A 17416-nucleotide genomic window follows, 5' to 3' on the forward strand; every position below is an offset into this window, starting at 1 on the left:
TTTCAACATTGACATTCTCACCACTTAATATACTGTATATACATACAGCAATATTCTGCTGAGCAATTTTACACGGCAATATGAAAAACCACTCCCTCAATCAATTACTCGATGAGCGCAAGCTCTGGCGAGGCCAGCAACTCCGCCCCAGAATGGCGGCGAGTGATAGCTGCTGTACGGGTTTTAAGGCCCTAGATGCAGCGCTGCACAGCGGCGGCTGGCCGCGGAGTGGCTCAACTGAACTCTTGGGAGAATATGGTATTGGCGAGCTATGGCTGCTGATGCCAACTTTACGTGAACGCAGTGCGGCGCGGCCAATCTGCTGGCTAAACCCACCCTATTTGCCATACCCCCCAGCCTTAGCGCAACAGGGTATCGCCGCAAACAGACAACTTTTAGTTCGCCCCAAAAACGTGAATGACCAACTGTGGGCCGCCGAGGAGTTACTGCGCAGCGGGGCTTATGCCGCGGTATTAACGTGGTTTGCCAAGACTAATCTCAATGACCGACAGCTGCGGCGTCTGCATATAGCCGCGCTGGAGGGAGAGTGTTGGCATCTTCATTTTCGGCCAGCGGCACTGGCCCAGCAAATATCGCCTGCGCCGCTACGCCTACAGCTCCATACCGCCAAACAAGCGCTAGACATTCAGATTATGAAGCAGCAAGGCGGCCATGCGGGTCAGCAATTGCAATTAGCACGCCCCGCCGCACTGTATTTGCAGCAGAGTCCCGCAAGTAACTGGCCGGTGTATACCACCGCTCCCGCCTCTAATTTACCGGTTCAGCGCCAGCTTAAGGGCAAAATTAGTTTGCTCAACGCGTCCATACTTAATACCCCAGCTCGGCCAGCCAAGCAGCTTGATAGCGTCAGCAAAGAGCAGGCGCACTAATGTTGTGGTTATGTTTAAGGCTACCGGAGCTGCCGTTAAATGCTATCGGGGAAAACCAGGCCGCGGGGCCACTGGCACTGACTCACAACAATCGTATTGTCATGGCAAATACCGCAGCTCGAGACGCAGGACTTGCCACCGACATGTCAGTCGCCACTGCAATGAGCTTATGCAGCACGCTAGAACTGCGCTGCCGCGATATGGAGTGTGAACGACGCCAATTAGAAAATATCGCGCTCTGGGCCTATCGCTTTAGCGGCGATGTCTGCCTCTGCCCACCCAATGCCATATTGCTAGAGCTCAGCGCGTCGCTGCGTTTGTTTAAAAATCTGGCGCGACTGTATCGCCGATTTATAAGCGCTTTTCGCCGCCGAGGCTTCAATGTGCAACTGGGTATTGCCCACACACCCTTAGCCGCAGAATTACTCAGCCACCAAAATCTAAGCCCAGCTAAATTAGTCAATGGCGCCGGTCAGCTACAGCAAGACACATTGCAACAGGCACTGCACAGCTTGCCCACCCCGCTATTACCCCTAGCAGCAAAAACCCTAAGCACATTACAAGAAATGGGCTTACACACCCTCGGCAGTATTAAAGCCCTTCCCCGCGCTGGTCTTGAGCGCAGATTTGGCAAAGACATTAGCAGCGTGCTCGCTAAGCTAGAGGGCGAACAGACAGATATTCGGCCCAAGTTTATTCCTCCCGAAACCTTTCACGCCCAGCGCCACTTTGACGGTGGTCTACACAGCAAACAACAACTGCGTTTTCCGATCTCTGCCCTACTCAGCGAGCTAGAACACTATTTACGTTTACGACAGTGTTTGAATCGAGACCTAGGCTGGGAATTTCATTATTTAGACGGCAGTAGAGAACCCTGGTCTTTAGATCTTAGCCACCGCCACTTTGATCGCCGCAGTCTTATAGAACTCGTTATGCTGCGACTTGAACGCCTTAGCCTGCAAGGCGCAGTAGAAACTCTCAGCCTCTGCTGCGAGCAATTTATAAGCAACGAGCAGGCAAACGAACAATTATTCGACACCGCCAGCAACAGCAAACAACAAGAAAAAGCCGCCCATGTCCTAGATAAACTTCGGCTTAGATTAGGCCCCCATCGCTGCCACCAATTTAGCTTGCAAGACGCCCACCTTCCCGAATTAAGCTGGGTACTCCGCGACGCCTACGCGCCCAAGCAAAAAAGACCAAATTTAAATACAGCAAAAGAAAATGGAGAAAGCACGCACAGCAAATTACTTAGACCCAACTGGCTATGCCATCCACCAGAAGTGATTAAGGAAACCAGCGCAGGACTATATTGGCAGGGAGAATTGCAGTTACTACAAGGCCCAGAGCGCTTTGATGGTCAGTGGTGGCAGCAGCGCCAAACCCGCGACTACTATATTGCTCGTCATCAACACGGCGCACTGTGCTGGATATTTAAAGACTGCCTGAACCGGCGCTGGTATTTACACGGCTTTTTTGGCTAGCGCTATGATGCCTAAAGAATCCACAGCGGCGTCTTATGCCGAGCTTCACTGCCTAAGTAATTTTAGTTTTTTACGCGGCGCATCTCACCCTCAAGAACTGGTTCAAAAAGCAGCCGAATTAGCTTACCAAGCTATTGCCATCACCGATGAATGCTCGCTATCTGGCATTGTGCGCGCCCATCGCGCCAGCAAAGAATACGGCATTAAATTAATTTGCGGCGCAGAGTTTTTCCTCGACGAAGGTATTCATCTAGTCTTACTCGCGCCTAGCAGGCAAGCCTATACCGAACTTTGCTCACTCATCAGTCGAGCCCGCCTGCACAGCGAAAAGGGAAGTTATCAATTAAACCTGGATGATGTACGGCGCTACAGTCAGTACTGCTTAGCTATTTGGATTAACCCCAGCGAAACCGAGCAGCATGTCAGCAAACTCAAACACTATTTTACTGATCGACTTTGGCTGGCCATTAGCTTACACAAACAACAGCAAGCCGAGTCTTACTATTTTAAACAGTATCAATTAGCCAATCGCCATCAAATCAGCATGGTTGCCTGCGGCAATATCCATATGCATTGCCGGCAGCGCAAACCACTGCAAGATGTACTCAGCGCTATTCGTCTTAACACGCCGCTACAAAATCTTGGCAGCCAAGTAGACATTAACAGCGAGCGCTACCTTAAACCGCTTTCGCTATTGCAGCGGGACTATCCCGCAGACTTACTCAAAGAAAGCGTCGCCATTGCCGAGCGCTGTACCTTTAACTTAGACGAGCTGTGCTATCAGTATCCCAATGAAGTTGTCCCCAAGCATAAAAGCGCCAGCAAATTCCTGCGGGAAATCACCTTGCATGGCGCCAAGCGGCGCTGGCCCACCGGTGTACCCGAACTGGTTAAAAGCTTGCTCGAAAAAGAACTCACCCTCATTGCCGAGTTGAGCTACGAGCATTATTTTTTAACGGTTTACGATATTGTTCAGTTCGCCCGCAATCGCGGCATTCTCTGCCAGGGCCGAGGCTCGGCAGCCAATTCCGCCGTCTGCTACTGTCTGTTCATTACCGAGGTAGACCCTTCCCGTGGACAATTATTATTTGAGCGCTTTATCTCTAGAGAGCGGGACGAGCCACCCGATATTGATGTCGATTTTGAACACGAGCGCCGCGAAGAAGTTATCCAATATATTTATAAAAAATACGGCCGCCAACACGCCGCCCTCGCCGCCACCATTATTAGTTACCGCCGACGCAGCGCGGTACGCGATGTTGGCAAAGCACTGGGTATCGACGATTACTTGCTGCAAAAGCTCTCTCGCAATATGGCCTGGTGGGATGACAGCAGCAGCTTCACCCAGCGCTTGCAAGAAACCCAGTTCGACACTAGCAGTATAGCCATTCAGCAATTTATGAGTTTGCTCAATGACATTCTGGGTTTTCCCCGTCACCTATCCCAGCACGTTGGCGGCTTTGTTATTACCCGCGACCCCATCGCCAGCTTAGTGCCCTTAGAAAATGCCGCCATGCCCGAGCGCACTATTATTCAATGGGACAAAGAAGATTTAGAAGCCATGGGCTTAATGAAAATTGATGTGCTGGCACTGGGTATGCTCAGCGCCTTGCGAAAAAGTCTTGGCTATCTCCGTGCGGCGGGATCGCCAGTTAAGCAACTCAGCGATATTCCCGCCGAAGATGCCGCCACCTATCAAATGCTGTGCACCGCCGACAGCGTGGGTGTATTTCAAATTGAATCCCGCGCCCAGATGACAATGCTGCCGCGCTTACAGCCCCGCACCTTTTACGATCTAGTGATACAAATTGCTATTGTCAGACCCGGCCCAATCCAAGGCGGCATGGTGCACCCCTTTTTACAGCGGCGGCAAGGTTTAGAAAACGTGGAATACGAAAACGACGCGATAGCAAGAGTATTAAAACGCACCCTCGGCGTACCGGTATTTCAAGAGCAAGTGATTCAACTGGCCATGGTCGCCGCCGATTTTAGCGGTGGCGAAGCCGATCAACTGCGACGCGCTATGGCAAGCTGGGGTAAGAATGGCGACTTAATAAAATTTCGCGATAAATTAGTTAACGGTATGCGTAAACGGGGCTATAGCGAAGACTTTGCCGAGCGCCTATTCAGCCAAATGAAGGGCTTTGGTGCCTATGGGTTTCCAGAATCCCACTCCGCCAGCTTTGCCTTACTTGCCTACGCCTCGGCCTGGCTTAAATGCCATCACCCCGCCGCCTTTTACTGTGGCTTATTAAACAGCCAGCCCATGGGGTTTTATGCCCCCTCGCAACTCATACAAGATGCCCGCCGTCACAGTATAGATGTGCGCCCCATCTGCATTAACCACAGCGACTGGGACCACACACTTGAGGGCGACCCCGCTAGCCCAGCCTTACGTCTTGGCTTGCGCCTAGTTAAAGGCTTTAGCCAACACAGCGCCGATCAACTCTGCCAAGCCCGACAAAAGGCCTTATTTCATAGCATCGACGACTTCTGCAGCCGCCTCAATATGGCAAAACAATACTGGCAACAATTAGTGCAGGCTGATGCGTTTCACTGCTTTGATTTACATCGCTACCAAAGTCTCTGGGAAATCAGTGCATGGCAAACCGCTACTCCTCTGGGTGATTTACAGCCAGCGCACAGTGACCATATTCAACTCGCAGCGCCGGTCGAAACCGAAGAAGTGCTCAGTGATTATCGCCATACTGGTCTCAGTCTGCGACGCCACCCCGCCGCCTTACTACGCGCGCATAAGGCATTTAAAAACTGTGTTCCCGCAGATCAATTAAAACAGATTGATGACGGCAGATTTATTCGGCTTTACGGTTTGGTGAGTTGCCGGCAGCGACCCGGCACAGCCTCCGGCGTGATGTTTCTTACCCTAGAAGACGAAACCGGCAACAGCAATATTATTGTGTGGCCGGCAGTGCAAGAGCGCTGTAAAAAGGCGCTGCTGCAAGGCCGTATTATTATGGTTAAAGGCTGCGTGCAAAAAGCAGTGGCGGGCAATGCCAGCCCCGTTATTCATATCGTGGCATTTAGCATTGAAAGCTACGACCACCTTATGAGTATCAACAGCGCGTCTCACGACTTTCATTGAATACGGTTTAAAGCTCCTCTGCGCGCTGCATTAAACGATAATAAATATGAACCGCATCCATAAAGCTTTCCACCGAAACCCGCTCATTGCTGCCATGCATACCCGCCAATTCCTCCGGCCCCACTTCTAAACCAAGAAAGCGGTAACTCGCATCCGCAATTGCTTCAAAATGACGCGCGTCAGTTGCACCTACAACTAAACGAGGTGCCACCGCCGTGTCGGGGCGTCGCTGGCGAATGACTTCACTCAAAACGCGATAGCCACCGGAATCCACTGGCGCAACCTTTGACGGATTGTTAGCAAAATCACTGTACGGCGACACCGTAATTTGCGGGTCATCAATAACGCGATTTACATAGGCCGTGACCGACTCGACGGTGTCACCGGGTAAAATCCTAAAATTAACCACGGCGGTAGCGCTGAGCGGCAAGACATTGTCTTTTACACTCGCGCTCATCATCGTTGCAGCGGTGGTAGTACGGATCCCCGCATTGGCCGCCGGAATTTGCGACATCATATTTTCTGCCAAAGGTTCTAAGAGCCAGAGGTTTGCAAACACGAGGCGCTGAATAAAAGGGGCTTTTGATCCCAAGGCCTGCAAGGTGTCGCGGGTAAAACTGAGATCCGCCGGAAAAGGGTTCTCCTCAAGGCGAGCAATGGCTTTCGCCACTCGCCCCAAGGCCGTGTGAGTGGGGGGCATAGAGGCGTGACCGCCCTCTCCCTGCGCACTGATTTTTAAACTGACATAGCCTTTTTCAGCGGGGCCGACAAGCGCGACACGGCCTTCAACACCGGGCATTAACCCCTTGGTAACAAAGCCCCCCTCGTCTAATAAAAAGCCAAGACGCTCATTGCGTTGCGCCAGCGCGGCGGCAATCTCTTTTGCCCCCTCACCGCCAATTTCCTCGTCGTGACCAAAGGCTAAATAAATCGTTCGCGCTGGGACAAAACCCTCCGACAGCAAACGTTCGGCAGACTCCAAGATGCTAATTAAGCTGCCCTTATCATCAAGTGCACCGCGCCCCCAAATAAAGCCGTCGGCCACCGTGCCAGCAAAGGGCGGATAGCGCCAAGACGACTCACTTCCAGGAATTACTGGCACCACATCTTGGTGCGCCAAAAACAAAATAGGTGATTGACTACCCGTGCCAGCCCAGCGCAACAACAAAGAGTGTCCAGCTATAACTTCTACGTCTAACTCGCTAAACACACGAGGATAACGCGTCGCCAAGTACTGATGAAAGGCGGTAAATGCGTCGGTATTAAGTGGGCGACCATCGCCCTCTGATATTGTCGGTATCCGTATCGCCCCAGCAAGACTTTCCATCGCCCTAGCTTCATCCCAGGTAATAGGCGCAAGCGCATCTACGTTGGGCTGCTCCACACCAAACAACAGACCGCGAATCACCACCACAGCAATGATCACAAGGACGACACTAGCAAATAACTTCTTCATTTCATCACGCCTTATTGAAAGCGGTAGTTCATTTCAACACCAAACTGTCGCGGAGAACCCGGCACACGATTAGCCACACCGATAACACTGGTCACCGCAATACCACCAACAAAGTAAGATGCATCTTTAAGATTATTAACATAGCCTGAAAAGCTCAGCTGCTCGCTGACATCCCATAGAACCCGCGCATTAAAGGTTTCGTACTGAGCGATAAACGAACTGTCGTAGTCAGCGCTGAGGTAATCGGTGCCAATAAAAATTTCATCCGAATAATAATACTGAAGACTGGGTACAATTCTGCCGATGGGACTCTGCCAATCGTATTGCACCACCATACCCCTAACGTTTTGCGGTACTTGCGGAAATGCCTCGCCGCTTCGGTCAACCACGGCAAAGCCGTCTGCCGTATTGGTGCCCAAGTCATACTCGATAAAATCACCATCGGTATAACCGGCATTGGCATTAATCGTCCAATTGCCAAGCAAAGCAGTAAGCTCAATTTCAAAACCGTCTACCACGGCCTTACCCGCATTACCGGTAAATTGCACAACTTCTGTATTAGTACTACCACGCTCATAAAGCGCGACCTGCAAATCGGTGTAATCTAATTGATACACAGCCACATTGAATCGTAAACGCTGATCAAGCGCGTCTATTTTTATACCAAACTCAGTGTTGCGAACTTGCTCGGGATCAAACTGTTGAAGCACCGAGCCCGTTTGCGTAGAACGCACATCAAGCCCGCCGGATTTAAAGCCGTCGCTCAACGTAAAGTAAGCAATTAAGCTATCAAAATTAAGGGTATCGGCAAGCGATTCCGGGGCTATAAAGTTAGCGGTAAACAGCGGCGTAAACTCAGAGAAAGTCGTGTTTCCTTTAATCGATGGCAAAAACACCAAGGGAACATCTGGCGCCTCATAGGCGAAATACTGCCCCCTACTCACAGGACTATATATGCCGTCCATTAAATGTACCACTGGCAGCAAAATTGCCGGATTAGACCCAATTTGCGCATTTAGGCGATTTGCATATTCATCGTAATCAGGCACGATCATGGTGTGAACGGCGCTGCGCTCTTCTTCCGTATAGCGCAGCCCCAACGTCAGTTGTAGCCAGTGATTAACATCCCACGAAGCCTGGGCAAAAATGGCCCGCGTTTCATTTTCATAATCTGCCAACGACGCAGTATTCGCCTGCACCGGCAGCAATAACTCCGGTGGAATCGGCAACGGCAAACCTAGTGCAGCGCCGCCGGGAATACCGACCAAGCCCTTATCCCCCACGTCGGTGCCATCAAGGGTATTGTTCAGTTCTTCGCGGGCGTAAAAAACACCAAAGGTAAGATTAAGGGTGTCATCCAACAAACTACCGTTAAACTTGAGTTCTTGCGTAAACTGGTTTCGATCTGCACTCGGCGCACTTATACCGCCCGCCTGAAATACAAAATTCCCCGCATTAGAACCCACCCCAACACCCTCAACCGAGGAGCCGTCAGAGTCACCACTGATACGGATATTATCTTGGAAGGCGATACTCGTCACACTCTCCATATCAAAGCCAAACACAGGCATACGAAGCGTTAATGCATGCATCTGATTATCTATTGCATAAACCGCATCTTGATCGTTTTGACTCACTTTAAAGTGGTCGGCCAGCGCCGTGCTATCGTCGCAGGCTTGCTGTAGATTTTCGCCACCGCTACCCCGATAAACCCCCTGGGTTAAAATCGCACCGCTGTTTTGGAAGCGGCAACTATAGGGTGTGCCGCGCTCATCGATCCGGCTTAGAAAACTAAACACATCAACTTCGATAGTGTCAGTGGCGTACCAAATGGTGCGCTGAGACAGCGCCAGTCTGTCTTCGTCGAATAAATTATGACTGGAGTTCACATTATCGATATAGCCATCACTGCGTTTAGAGTTCACAGCAAAGCGCGTGCTTATCGCGTCATTCGCCCAGGGAATATTTGCAGTTAATTTACCGTCTTTACGCCCGTAGCTTCCGGCGGTGACACGCAACTCAACTTCCACGGCATCGGCATTCGGCCGCTTAGAATCCACCAATAAAGCGCCGCCAATATTGTTCTTACCAAACAAGGTGCCCTGCGGCCCCCTCAATACCTGAATATTCGCCACATCCACCGCATCGAGCAACTGCGCATCGGAGCGAGGGACATAAACCCCATTTAAATACACCCCAACGCCGGGATCTAAAACCGGGTTACCCGAACGCTGACCAATGCCGCGAATAAATATAGCTGGCGCTTTATAGTTAGTTTGAGAAAACTGCAAACTAGGGCTGAGGGTCTCAACGTCGGCGATAGAACTCACCCCCATAGCATCGAGATAGTCAGCACTTAAGGCGGTAATCGCCAAGGGAGTCTCCTGCAAACCCTCTTCCCTGCGCCGGGCCGTGACCACCACCTCCTCGAGTACGGCCTTTGGCTTGCCATTCAGCGCCTGCGCATTGGCTAGGGGCGCTAAAGCAAACGCTGACAACACCGACATACCGTAGTAGACAAAACGGGACTTCGAGACCATAACTCTTCCTCACTGCGCAGTTTATTATTATCGTTAAACTATCGTATCGCGTTACGAGGCATTAACCAAAAACTTTAGAACTCCTCAATATCACAACAGCGTCACTGACATAGTTATCCAAGCAATGCTGAGGTTACGATGAGTGTCGACTTGCCCATCAATAGTTTGCTTTGACAAACTGATAGTAAAAATACGGGATGGCTACTGCAGCTAAGGTAATTGGCAGGCGAACAGAAATCTCGAATCGGATGGAGGTTGGTGGATTTTTTTCACTGCCTCAACGCCTCAAACAGCTGTGCGTTTTTTGCATCAGCTGCTTTGATTTGTTAAATCATTTTTCATAGTGATACCGACAGGAAATTATAGTTAGTTGCTTATTATCAATAACGTAAACTAGCCGGTTTGTATCATCGATCCTGCGGGACCAAAAACCTGCAAGGTTTTCTTTTAATGGTTCAGGTTTACCAATACCTTCAAACGGACTTCGTTGGGTGTCGATTATTAGCTTGTTTATGCGCTTGAGAGTCTTTTTGTCTTGGCTTTGCCAATACACATAATCTGACCAAGCTTCCTTGGTCCAAGTTAATAGCTCAATCATCGGTCAGACTATGCTTTTGGACTTTGCCCGCTCGATACTGTTTGATGGACTTATTGAGATGAGCGGCGTTTGCTGGGCTTTTAAGCAAATGGACGGTTTCCATGAGACCATTGAATTGGTCGAGAGACATAACAACAGCATCATCGGCGTCCCGCCGGGCGATTATTGTGTAATCTGCATCGCTAACCACTTGATCTAGAATGCTTTTCAGGCGGCTCCGAGCATCTGAGAAATTTACTACTTTCATTGGGGTTACACCTACTTGTACAGAATATCGTGCAAGTATAACTTGTACAATAAATTGTGCAAGTGTCAGTGTGCAGAAGATTTAACGCCCGCAACAGCGGGAATTTAGGAGTGCTAGCGAGTAAATTTTCCGACTGATTACGCTTGTCACACTCTCAAAAGAGACCGCTTAGTCGCCAATTGAAGCCGCCTATGGCCGGGGGCTTGACCACGCAAATTCAACTGGTATGATCAGTTGACCAGATCAAGTGGCGCCATTATGTTTGAAGCCGTTAAAAAACAATCCCTGTCGGAAGAAGTGTTCAGCCAGTTGCGTGAGCGCATTGTCAGCCAAGAACTCAAAGCCGGAGATGAGCTGCCTTCGGAGCGGGTGCTTTGCGAGCTACTGAAGGTAAATCGCGGTGCCGTGCGGGAGGGCATGAAACGCCTGCAGCAGGCTGGACTGGTACAAGTACGGCATGGTGGCGCCACTACGGTATTGGACTTTCAGGCCGAGGCAGGGCCGGAGCTACTCGCCAACCTGCTGCTAGGCCAAGACGGCCAAGTGCAGATTGCCGTTGCCAGAGACATCGTGCGGATGCGCCAAGTTCTGTCGCCAGCGATTGCCGCGGATGCCGCCATTCGGCAAAGCAGTGAATTGGCAGACAAGCTCGACGCGCTGGTAGAGCAAATGCAACACACCCAAGAAACCGTTCACCTGCAATACCTCACCTTTGAATTCTGGGAACGCCTTGTCGATGGCACTGGCAATATCGCCTACCGACTGGCGATGAATTCCCTGCGCAAAGCTTATCAGCCGGTACTGCAATTGATGACATTTATTCTGGAGAAAAGTGTACAGGATGTTAGCGCGTTTCAGGCCTTGGCCGGGCACATTCGTCGTGGTGAAACCGAAGCAGCGTTCGATTGCGCAAAAACGTATATCGATGCCAGCAGCGAAGCAATTTATTGCTTTCTCGACGCCTACGAGCAAGGCAGTACCTGAGTTAGATAAAAACACAATAATGACAACACGCATTCAATGCGAATACCGGAGGGCAATATGTCCATCGACAGCGACTTTAGCTACACCCCTATTCCGATCCCTACCACTCTCGGTGAAACCCTGCGCGGGCTTTTTAGCCACGCCAGCACGGTAATACTTGCCAGTCTCGCAGTAGGCCTTATCGTTACCCGAATTATTATGGGTAACTGGACGTCTGCCGACTTGATCGGGCCGCTGCTTATTTTGTGCTTCTGGCCTTTTCAGGAATGGCTAATCCACGTACACCTGCTGCATTACAAACCGCGCAAGATATTCGGCAAAGTGCGGGATTTTCCGCTGGCGAACAAACACCGTCAGCACCATAAAACGCCCAACGATCTTAGCGACATCACCATTAAGTGGCAGGTCTACCCCATCGTTGTGCCGGTGTTATTTGCGCTGAATTTTCTGATTTACCCCAGCCCCGAGTTGGCCGTAGGCGCGCTGGCGACGTTTTTCACCCTCGCCTTCAACTACGAGTGGAGCCACTATTTAGCCCACGTGAATTGGCAACCACCGCTAGAGTACTATCGCCGCCGCCAACGCCAACACAGACTGCATCACTTCCGTCATGAGCAAATGTGGTGGGGAGTTTCTATGGGGTTGGCCGACACCGTATTGGGAACGTCGCCAGAGCCCCACGAAGTTCAGCGTTCGCCTACAATCAATAATGTTCACGGTCTGTTTTCCTAAATCGACAGACCCATTCGGGCCGGATTGACGGTCCGACAAATAATAATAATTCGCCGGCAGGTATTATGCGTAAAAAATTAAAACACCCTATAATTTGCAAGCAAGGCCACGCCCTGATGGCAGGCCTCCTCCTCGCCTCCTCAATCGGCTTCGCCGACGAGGCCGAGCAAGACAAAACACCAAAGGCGAAGCGCACACTCGAGGAGATCGTGGTGACGGCCCAGAAGCGCGAGGAAGACGCGCAATCGGTGCCGCTTTCGATCACCGCTCTCAGTGGCGATGACATCGTCGACAAGAACATGGGGGATATGAACGAAGTCTCCAACTATGTACCCAACCTCGACATTCTCGCCGTTCCCACTTTTCCCAGTATTTATATGCGCGGTTTGGGCTCAAGCTATAACCGCGGCTTTGAGCAATCCGTAGCCCTATTGATAGACGAAGTCTTTTACGGCCGCGCCTCATATATTAATCAAGGTCTGCTGGACCTGAGCGCGATAGAAGTCTTACGCGGGCCGCAGGGAACCCTGTTCGGCAAAAACTCCTCGGCGGGGGCCATCCATTTCCGCACCGCCGCCCCGGAGTATGATTTCGGCACGAACGGCGATGTATTGCTCGGGGAATTCAATCTACAGCGTTACCGCTTCGCGGCAACAGGTCCTCTGCTCGACAACAGCCTCGCGTGGCGGATTGCCTTGATGAAGGAAACCCGTGACGGCGGCGTTTACAACACCACTACCGGCATTCACGAAGAAGACCGCGACAACCAAGCCGCCAGATTGCGCCTGCAGTGGGATGTAAGTGCAGACCTTTCCATTGGCTTCACTCTCAATGGTGGCGTCGGCGAACAGCAAGGCGGCGGCACCCAACTTTTTGTCGCAAGAGCCCGCCACCTCGCCGCCATGGAAGTGTTTGATCCGCAGGTTAGCGATGACGTCTACGACGGAAAAACGTCACTCGACCACGCCGCGAGTTCCAGCCGCGAAAGCTGGGATACTACGGTTAAAGTAGACTGGACTCTGAACAATGGCGGTGTCGTCACCAGTATCAGTAACTACTCCTGGCTGGATGAAGACCTAAGCTTCGATGCGGACTTCTCACCAATACCTTTTCTTGTTTTAAACAATGACGAAGACCTGCGCCAATTCAGCCAAGAACTGCGTTTCACCTCGGCACCAGGCACACTTGAATATGTCGCCGGTGCCTACTTTCTGCAGACCGATCTTTTTGCCACCTACGACATTGTTGACTACCTAGAGCTGACGGAAATACTCACAGTTACCGGAGAAGGTGAACGCATTGCTTGCATAAACGCCAGCCCCGATCCAAAAGCCTGCCAAGATAGCGCGCTGGATAATGCCACCGCCGGTTTGGTAGCGGGTCAGTTAATCCGCACTCGAATCACCCTTGAAGGTAATGCCAACCCGGTTGAAACCTCGCTGACCCGTTTTGATCAACTTACCAGAAGCGGCGCCTTGTTTGGTCAAGTCAGCTGGCAATTCGAGGAGGATTGGACTCTGACCCTCGGTGGCCGAGTGAACTACGAAGAAAAATCCCTAAAGGTCAGCCATCGCCTGATTAATAATCGCACGGGCATCGAAGGCGCTGGCACGGCTAGCGGAATCGCTGGGTTGCCTATTCTAGGTTACGGCCTTGGCGACACCCCCGGCGGCTCAATTATTTTCCCGTTTATTATCGCCGGTGACAGCCCATTTGAGGCGCGCCGCGAACGGGACAATATCAGCATCATTCCTAAAGCGTCTGTGCAATACAGCTTTTCCGATGACAGCATGAGCTACCTCACCATTGCCCGAGGCTTTAAATCCGGCGGTTACAACGCGCAGCCCGTGAACGACCAACAACTGGAGTTCGACGACGAAGACGCGCTTACCTACGAACTGGGCCTTAAATCTGAATGGCTGGGCGGCGCCGCTAGACTGAATGTGTCCGCGTTTTTGACTGATTTCGATGGCCTGCAAGTCGCGACCTTCAACGGCGTAAGCTATGTGGTCGGCAACGCCGCAGCAGCCACCATCAAAGGCCTAGAGTTTGACGCCATGCTGATTACGCGCCACGGCATTCTACTCAGTGCCAATGGCGCACTGACAGACGCCGTATACGATGAATTTAAAAGCGCGCCCTGTGCCGCAGAAGTCGCCACCAAACCACCCTGTGACCTCAGCGGCAAACCGCTGCGTCTGGCTCCAGATTTTAAAACGACTATTACCGCAGGCTATCAAGGCCAGCTCCTCGACCTGCCCTTCATTACAACAGCAGGGATAAACGCGACCTACAATACTGAGGTCGCACTGGCGACTGACCTCGACCCCCTCGATATACGAGAAGCGGGCACAACGATTGGTATTCAATTAGGGATCAAGTCACTGAACGATCGCTGGCATGTAATGTTATTTGGCGACAATGTCAGCGACCGAGAATATCTCGCCGGAGCCCAAGATGCGCCTGCCTTTCGGGGCACTCACTTTGGCGGCGCCTACCCCGCGGCCACCTTTGAGCTGGAAGTGGGATTCCGGTTTTAAGTCAGCGTGAGGTCGCGCTCTAAATAATCGCCGCCAATTCCGGCGGCGTCGGTAGAAGTTTAAAAGGGCTAAGGCCTATTCATCCTAACTAGAAAAACTTGACCGATGATTTCCCGCAGCGACCCAGCCCTCGCCCCAGAACAACATCTGCCCAAGCAGATTATTAGACAGGCACGTCCAAATTGTCATAGTCTGCGCCGAGGTAATCGGTGCCGACAAAGATTTCATCCGAATAATAATACTGAAGACTCAGTACAATAACGCGATGCCAACTAGGCTTAACAACGACAGTTGTTCACAGCGTTTTTGGTGTCCGTTAAATTGGGACAAGATCACTGTCCGGCAAAATGCGCTTGTTAGGGCTATACCAGCCCCCATTCTTGATGAGCTTCGCGAGTGTAGTAACCATACCCATTTGTAGGATAATTTTTGTTGGTTATATCGAATTGACTCAAGGCATCTAAAACGGCTGCTTTTCTAAAAGGTATATGAATAGCTCTTGCTGAGCCGTTCTCGATTCTGGTTTTTAGCGCCGGAGACCAATAGTCGGATAATTCCGCCGGTGCCATGATTGAATCGTAATCAGGATATGCAAGTATTAATGGCAACTCACAAGTGTCGACTGCATAGGCGATCTCGAAAGGAACCCAATCTGTATCATTTTTTGTGGTTTTTGTGAGTATCAATAGAAATTGCTTAGAATTTCTAAGCCTTGTAATCAAGCTTCTTTTCAGGGTTTCTTTTTTTGACGAGTCCCGTACTGATGAAGTTTTTTCATGGCTATTACATAGGCTAAATTCTATATGCTTGCTAGCATCCCACATCTTCATTGTATTGTAATACTTTATATCTGACTTAGTTGGGTCAGTGGTTCCGCCTGCGTGAAAGGCCACATATGTTCCGTTACGATATGCCATTTTTAGCTCCAAATAATACGCTCAATCTAATCTTATAAAGCTTCTACTCACTAAATTTAAATGCCGTTTCTAGCCGACTTTATGTCCAGAAGATTAATTTTATCAATCTTGTCCTTGTGGACAATAATGGTAAGTCTGGCTGGATATTTAAAACGCATTTCACTAATCCTAAAGGTCCAGAGCATGATTTTAAGAAGGTCTTCATCACTTATATTTTTATGCCCCTGAATTCGTGTTATGCCTGAGCCGAATATAGGTGTTGATACATTTTTTTGTGCATAAACCCTATTTACCCGGTCCCAAAAGTTAATCAAAAACTCCAAATACTCTGGCATTGTAATTAATGCTTTGTTTGAATCATCAAACTTGGAAAAAGCCGTCAGCAGATAGTCTTTGTAAATACAAATAGAGCCAATTTGATGCCGAAGTTTCTTGCCTTGCTTTCTATTCTCATTAGAATCCAATATTTCAGCTTCATCAAAATCATAAGTAGCTATGTATTCATCCAGATCGGCAACAGCAATATCAAGATGCTCTTTAATAAACACTCCATTCAACGAGCCTTCTGAAATTATTTTATTATCTACCTGTGTATCGAAGTACTCATTGAAAGCAATGACCTTAAAATCAGGCTCTTGAAAAATATCACCTACTTTAATTGTCACATCACTTCCTTCTATAGTGACATTGATCTTTGTAAGTTTATTTGACCAGACCCATATCCCAAAATAGACCAGCAACAAGCTTATTAAGAAAATCCCTCCATATACTTCCTTACACTCTTTTGGTATATCAACGAAAATTACAATCAATGACAAAGCAGTACTTATGAAAGCAGTGGCTTTGAGAAAGTACTCAACTACTCTTCGATCAAAAAAGCTAACCTTGGTCATTAATTTATGCCCTTATCATCTCTATACACCTACATGCTCGAATTTTATTCACAGGCTTGACCCCTAACGAGGCTGTCGGAAAACGTATTTGCAGCTCACGTAATCTTCCAGCCAGATATTTTTATTTGATTTAATTTGCATACGAATTCTTCATCGTCAGGTCGTTTGTTTTTTCATATTCCCACAGAAATTCATCTAATCTACTTCACCTTACCGCGATATTGCCATAATTCATTAGCTTTTCGATGTTATGTACCATACAGAACAGTTTCCATTGAGCATCTACTTTCTGCTTCCCACGCAAACTAAATCGATTCAGCTTTTTGTTTGTAGTGATGTTGCCAAATACAGGCTCCACCACGGACATGCGATGACTGTATATTTGTTTGCCCTTGTCGCTGTCGACTCGGTGCTTCATCCAGTCAGTGTAATTCGGTTCTCTCTTATGCTCCTGCAAGAAAGAGACTTGCCGACCTGCACCTTTGCGGTGATCTGCCGCAGCAGGGTTTTGCATGCATTTATCTTTTATTCCGCAATTTCTACATTGTAGAAGCTTTCCTTCAAAGTACGCTTTTGGATTGCCGTTCTCGTCGGGTCGCTCACCACGGAAGCTGATCTTATTGCCCGTAGGACAAATACAAATCATGTTCACTGGATCAAAATTGAATTCGCTTGCCGGAATCACCTTGCGCTTTTGACCTTCTGGTTTGCTCTGATGACGTTTGCCGTATTTGGTTTTTTGGTCTTGGAATTTAGGGTCGCGCGAGCGGAACTGGTTGTCGGGAATGTAAGCATCCACTTTGTTGCTGTGGAGATATTCCATATTGGCTTCATTGGCAAAGCCGGTGTCTGCGGTGATGATTGGTTTGTAGCGACCTTTGAAGATATTTTTGCGAATGCCTAATTTGGTTAACCGGGACTTCACGGTTTCAAGCACGGGCTGTAGGGTGTGGTGTTCTTGGCCCTCACCAAATGCCTGGGCGTCGATAATGATCTGGTGTTTCTTATCAACAGTGGCCACACCGTTGTAAC

At 49.7% G+C, this 17416-nt stretch carries 13 protein-coding genes; 6 read left to right on the forward strand and 7 right to left on the reverse strand.

The window, feature by feature from the left end; translation table 11 throughout:
* The first annotated feature begins 80 nt into the window (after positions 1 to 80).
* From imuA to KXJ70_RS14420, 3 genes are read left to right on the forward strand one after another with little or no spacing between them, the layout of a single operon-like run.
* Positions 81 to 890, forward strand: a complete 810-nt coding sequence (gene imuA, locus KXJ70_RS14410; RefSeq protein ID WP_219044200.1) for a translesion DNA synthesis-associated protein ImuA — start codon at positions 81 to 83, stop codon at positions 888 to 890.
* Positions 890 to 2374: a Y-family DNA polymerase gene (locus KXJ70_RS14415; protein WP_219044201.1), complete on the forward strand. Its 1485-nt coding sequence runs from the start codon at positions 890 to 892 to the stop codon at positions 2372 to 2374. Before imuA ends, KXJ70_RS14415 begins: the two co-directional genes overlap by 1 nt.
* A gap of 7 nt (positions 2375 to 2381) precedes the next feature.
* Complete coding sequence (locus KXJ70_RS14420; RefSeq protein WP_219044246.1) at positions 2382 to 5477, forward strand: error-prone DNA polymerase; 3096 nt, start codon at positions 2382 to 2384, stop codon at positions 5475 to 5477.
* A 7-nt stretch (positions 5478 to 5484) separates the two neighbouring features.
* On the opposite strand, the gene KXJ70_RS14425 is transcribed toward KXJ70_RS14420, so the two are convergent.
* The 4 genes from KXJ70_RS14425 to KXJ70_RS14440 all read right to left on the reverse strand — a co-directional run bounded on the left by KXJ70_RS14425 (position 5485) and on the right by KXJ70_RS14440 (position 10318).
* Positions 5485 to 6933 carry a M20 family peptidase gene (locus tag KXJ70_RS14425; RefSeq protein ID WP_219044202.1) on the reverse strand — a complete coding sequence of 483 codons (1449 nt, stop codon included), beginning with the start codon at positions 6931 to 6933 and terminating at the stop codon, positions 5485 to 5487.
* Positions 6934 to 6944: 11 nt separating this feature from the next.
* Positions 6945 to 9473, reverse strand: coding sequence for a TonB-dependent receptor (locus tag KXJ70_RS14430; RefSeq protein ID WP_219044203.1), 2529 nt, complete (start codon positions 9471 to 9473; stop codon positions 6945 to 6947).
* Positions 9474 to 9804: 331 nt separating this feature from the next.
* Complete coding sequence (locus KXJ70_RS14435; RefSeq protein WP_219044204.1) at positions 9805 to 10071, reverse strand: Txe/YoeB family addiction module toxin; 267 nt, start codon at positions 10069 to 10071, stop codon at positions 9805 to 9807.
* Entirely contained in the window at positions 10064 to 10318 is a 255-nt protein-coding gene (locus KXJ70_RS14440; RefSeq protein ID WP_219044205.1) for a type II toxin-antitoxin system Phd/YefM family antitoxin, read from the reverse strand. The genes KXJ70_RS14435 and KXJ70_RS14440 overlap by 8 nt, the downstream gene beginning before the upstream one ends.
* A 234-nt stretch (positions 10319 to 10552) precedes the next feature.
* On the opposite strand from KXJ70_RS14440, the gene KXJ70_RS14445 reads away from it, so the two are divergent.
* The 3 genes from KXJ70_RS14445 to KXJ70_RS14455 all read left to right on the forward strand — a co-directional run bounded on the left by KXJ70_RS14445 (position 10553) and on the right by KXJ70_RS14455 (position 14574).
* A complete protein-coding gene (locus KXJ70_RS14445; protein WP_219044206.1) occupies positions 10553 to 11302 on the forward strand; it encodes a FadR/GntR family transcriptional regulator in 750 nt (249 codons plus the stop codon).
* A 57-nt stretch (positions 11303 to 11359) separates the two neighbouring features.
* Positions 11360 to 12034 carry a sterol desaturase family protein gene (locus KXJ70_RS14450; RefSeq protein ID WP_219044207.1) on the forward strand — a complete coding sequence of 225 codons (675 nt, stop codon included), beginning with the start codon at positions 11360 to 11362 and terminating at the stop codon, positions 12032 to 12034.
* Positions 12035 to 12150: 116 nt separating this feature from the next.
* The gene (locus KXJ70_RS14455; protein ID WP_219044208.1) at positions 12151 to 14574 is read left to right on the forward strand and encodes a TonB-dependent receptor; all 2424 of its coding nucleotides are present in this window, start codon (positions 12151 to 12153) and stop codon (positions 14572 to 14574) included.
* Positions 14575 to 14936: 362 nt separating this feature from the next.
* Here KXJ70_RS14455 and KXJ70_RS14460 read toward each other — a convergent pair whose 3' ends face one another.
* From KXJ70_RS14460 to KXJ70_RS14470, 3 genes are all read right to left on the reverse strand, one after another.
* Positions 14937 to 15491, reverse strand: coding sequence for a TIR domain-containing protein (locus tag KXJ70_RS14460; protein ID WP_219044209.1), 555 nt, complete (start codon positions 15489 to 15491; stop codon positions 14937 to 14939).
* 56 nt (positions 15492 to 15547) lie between these two features.
* Complete coding sequence (locus KXJ70_RS14465) at positions 15548 to 16384, reverse strand: macro domain-containing protein (protein ID WP_219044210.1); 837 nt, start codon at positions 16382 to 16384, stop codon at positions 15548 to 15550.
* Positions 16385 to 16589: 205 nt separating this feature from the next.
* A partial coding sequence (locus KXJ70_RS14470) for a transposase (protein ID WP_219044211.1) occupies positions 16590 to 17416 on the reverse strand: 827 nt, incomplete at its 5' end.

This window comes from Zhongshania aquimaris (assembly GCF_019312595.1).
In the GTDB taxonomy this organism is placed as follows: Bacteria; Pseudomonadota; Gammaproteobacteria; order Pseudomonadales; family Spongiibacteraceae; genus Spongiibacter; species Spongiibacter aquimaris.

Excerpts from the sequence above, each read along its gene's own strand:
- imuA (WP_219044200.1), top strand. The coding sequence starts at position 81 with ATGAAAAACCACTCCCTCAATCAATTACTCGATGAGCGCAAGCTCTGG.
- KXJ70_RS14465 (WP_219044210.1), bottom strand. The coding sequence starts at position 16,384 with ATGACCAAGGTTAGCTTTTTTGATCGAAGAGTAGTTGAGTACTTTCTC.
- KXJ70_RS14455 (WP_219044208.1), top strand. The coding sequence starts at position 12,151 with ATGGCAGGCCTCCTCCTCGCCTCCTCAATCGGCTTCGCCGACGAGGCC.
- KXJ70_RS14435 (WP_219044204.1), bottom strand. The coding sequence starts at position 10,071 with ATGATTGAGCTATTAACTTGGACCAAGGAAGCTTGGTCAGATTATGTG.
- KXJ70_RS14415 (WP_219044201.1), top strand. The coding sequence starts at position 890 with ATGTTGTGGTTATGTTTAAGGCTACCGGAGCTGCCGTTAAATGCTATC.
- KXJ70_RS14425 (WP_219044202.1), bottom strand. The coding sequence starts at position 6,933 with ATGAAGAAGTTATTTGCTAGTGTCGTCCTTGTGATCATTGCTGTGGTG.
- KXJ70_RS14440 (WP_219044205.1), bottom strand. The coding sequence starts at position 10,318 with ATGAAAGTAGTAAATTTCTCAGATGCTCGGAGCCGCCTGAAAAGCATT.
- KXJ70_RS14460 (WP_219044209.1), bottom strand. The coding sequence starts at position 15,491 with ATGGCATATCGTAACGGAACATATGTGGCCTTTCACGCAGGCGGAACC.
- KXJ70_RS14450 (WP_219044207.1), top strand. The coding sequence starts at position 11,360 with ATGTCCATCGACAGCGACTTTAGCTACACCCCTATTCCGATCCCTACC.
- KXJ70_RS14420 (WP_219044246.1), top strand. The coding sequence starts at position 2,382 with ATGCCTAAAGAATCCACAGCGGCGTCTTATGCCGAGCTTCACTGCCTA.
- KXJ70_RS14430 (WP_219044203.1), bottom strand. The coding sequence starts at position 9,473 with ATGGTCTCGAAGTCCCGTTTTGTCTACTACGGTATGTCGGTGTTGTCA.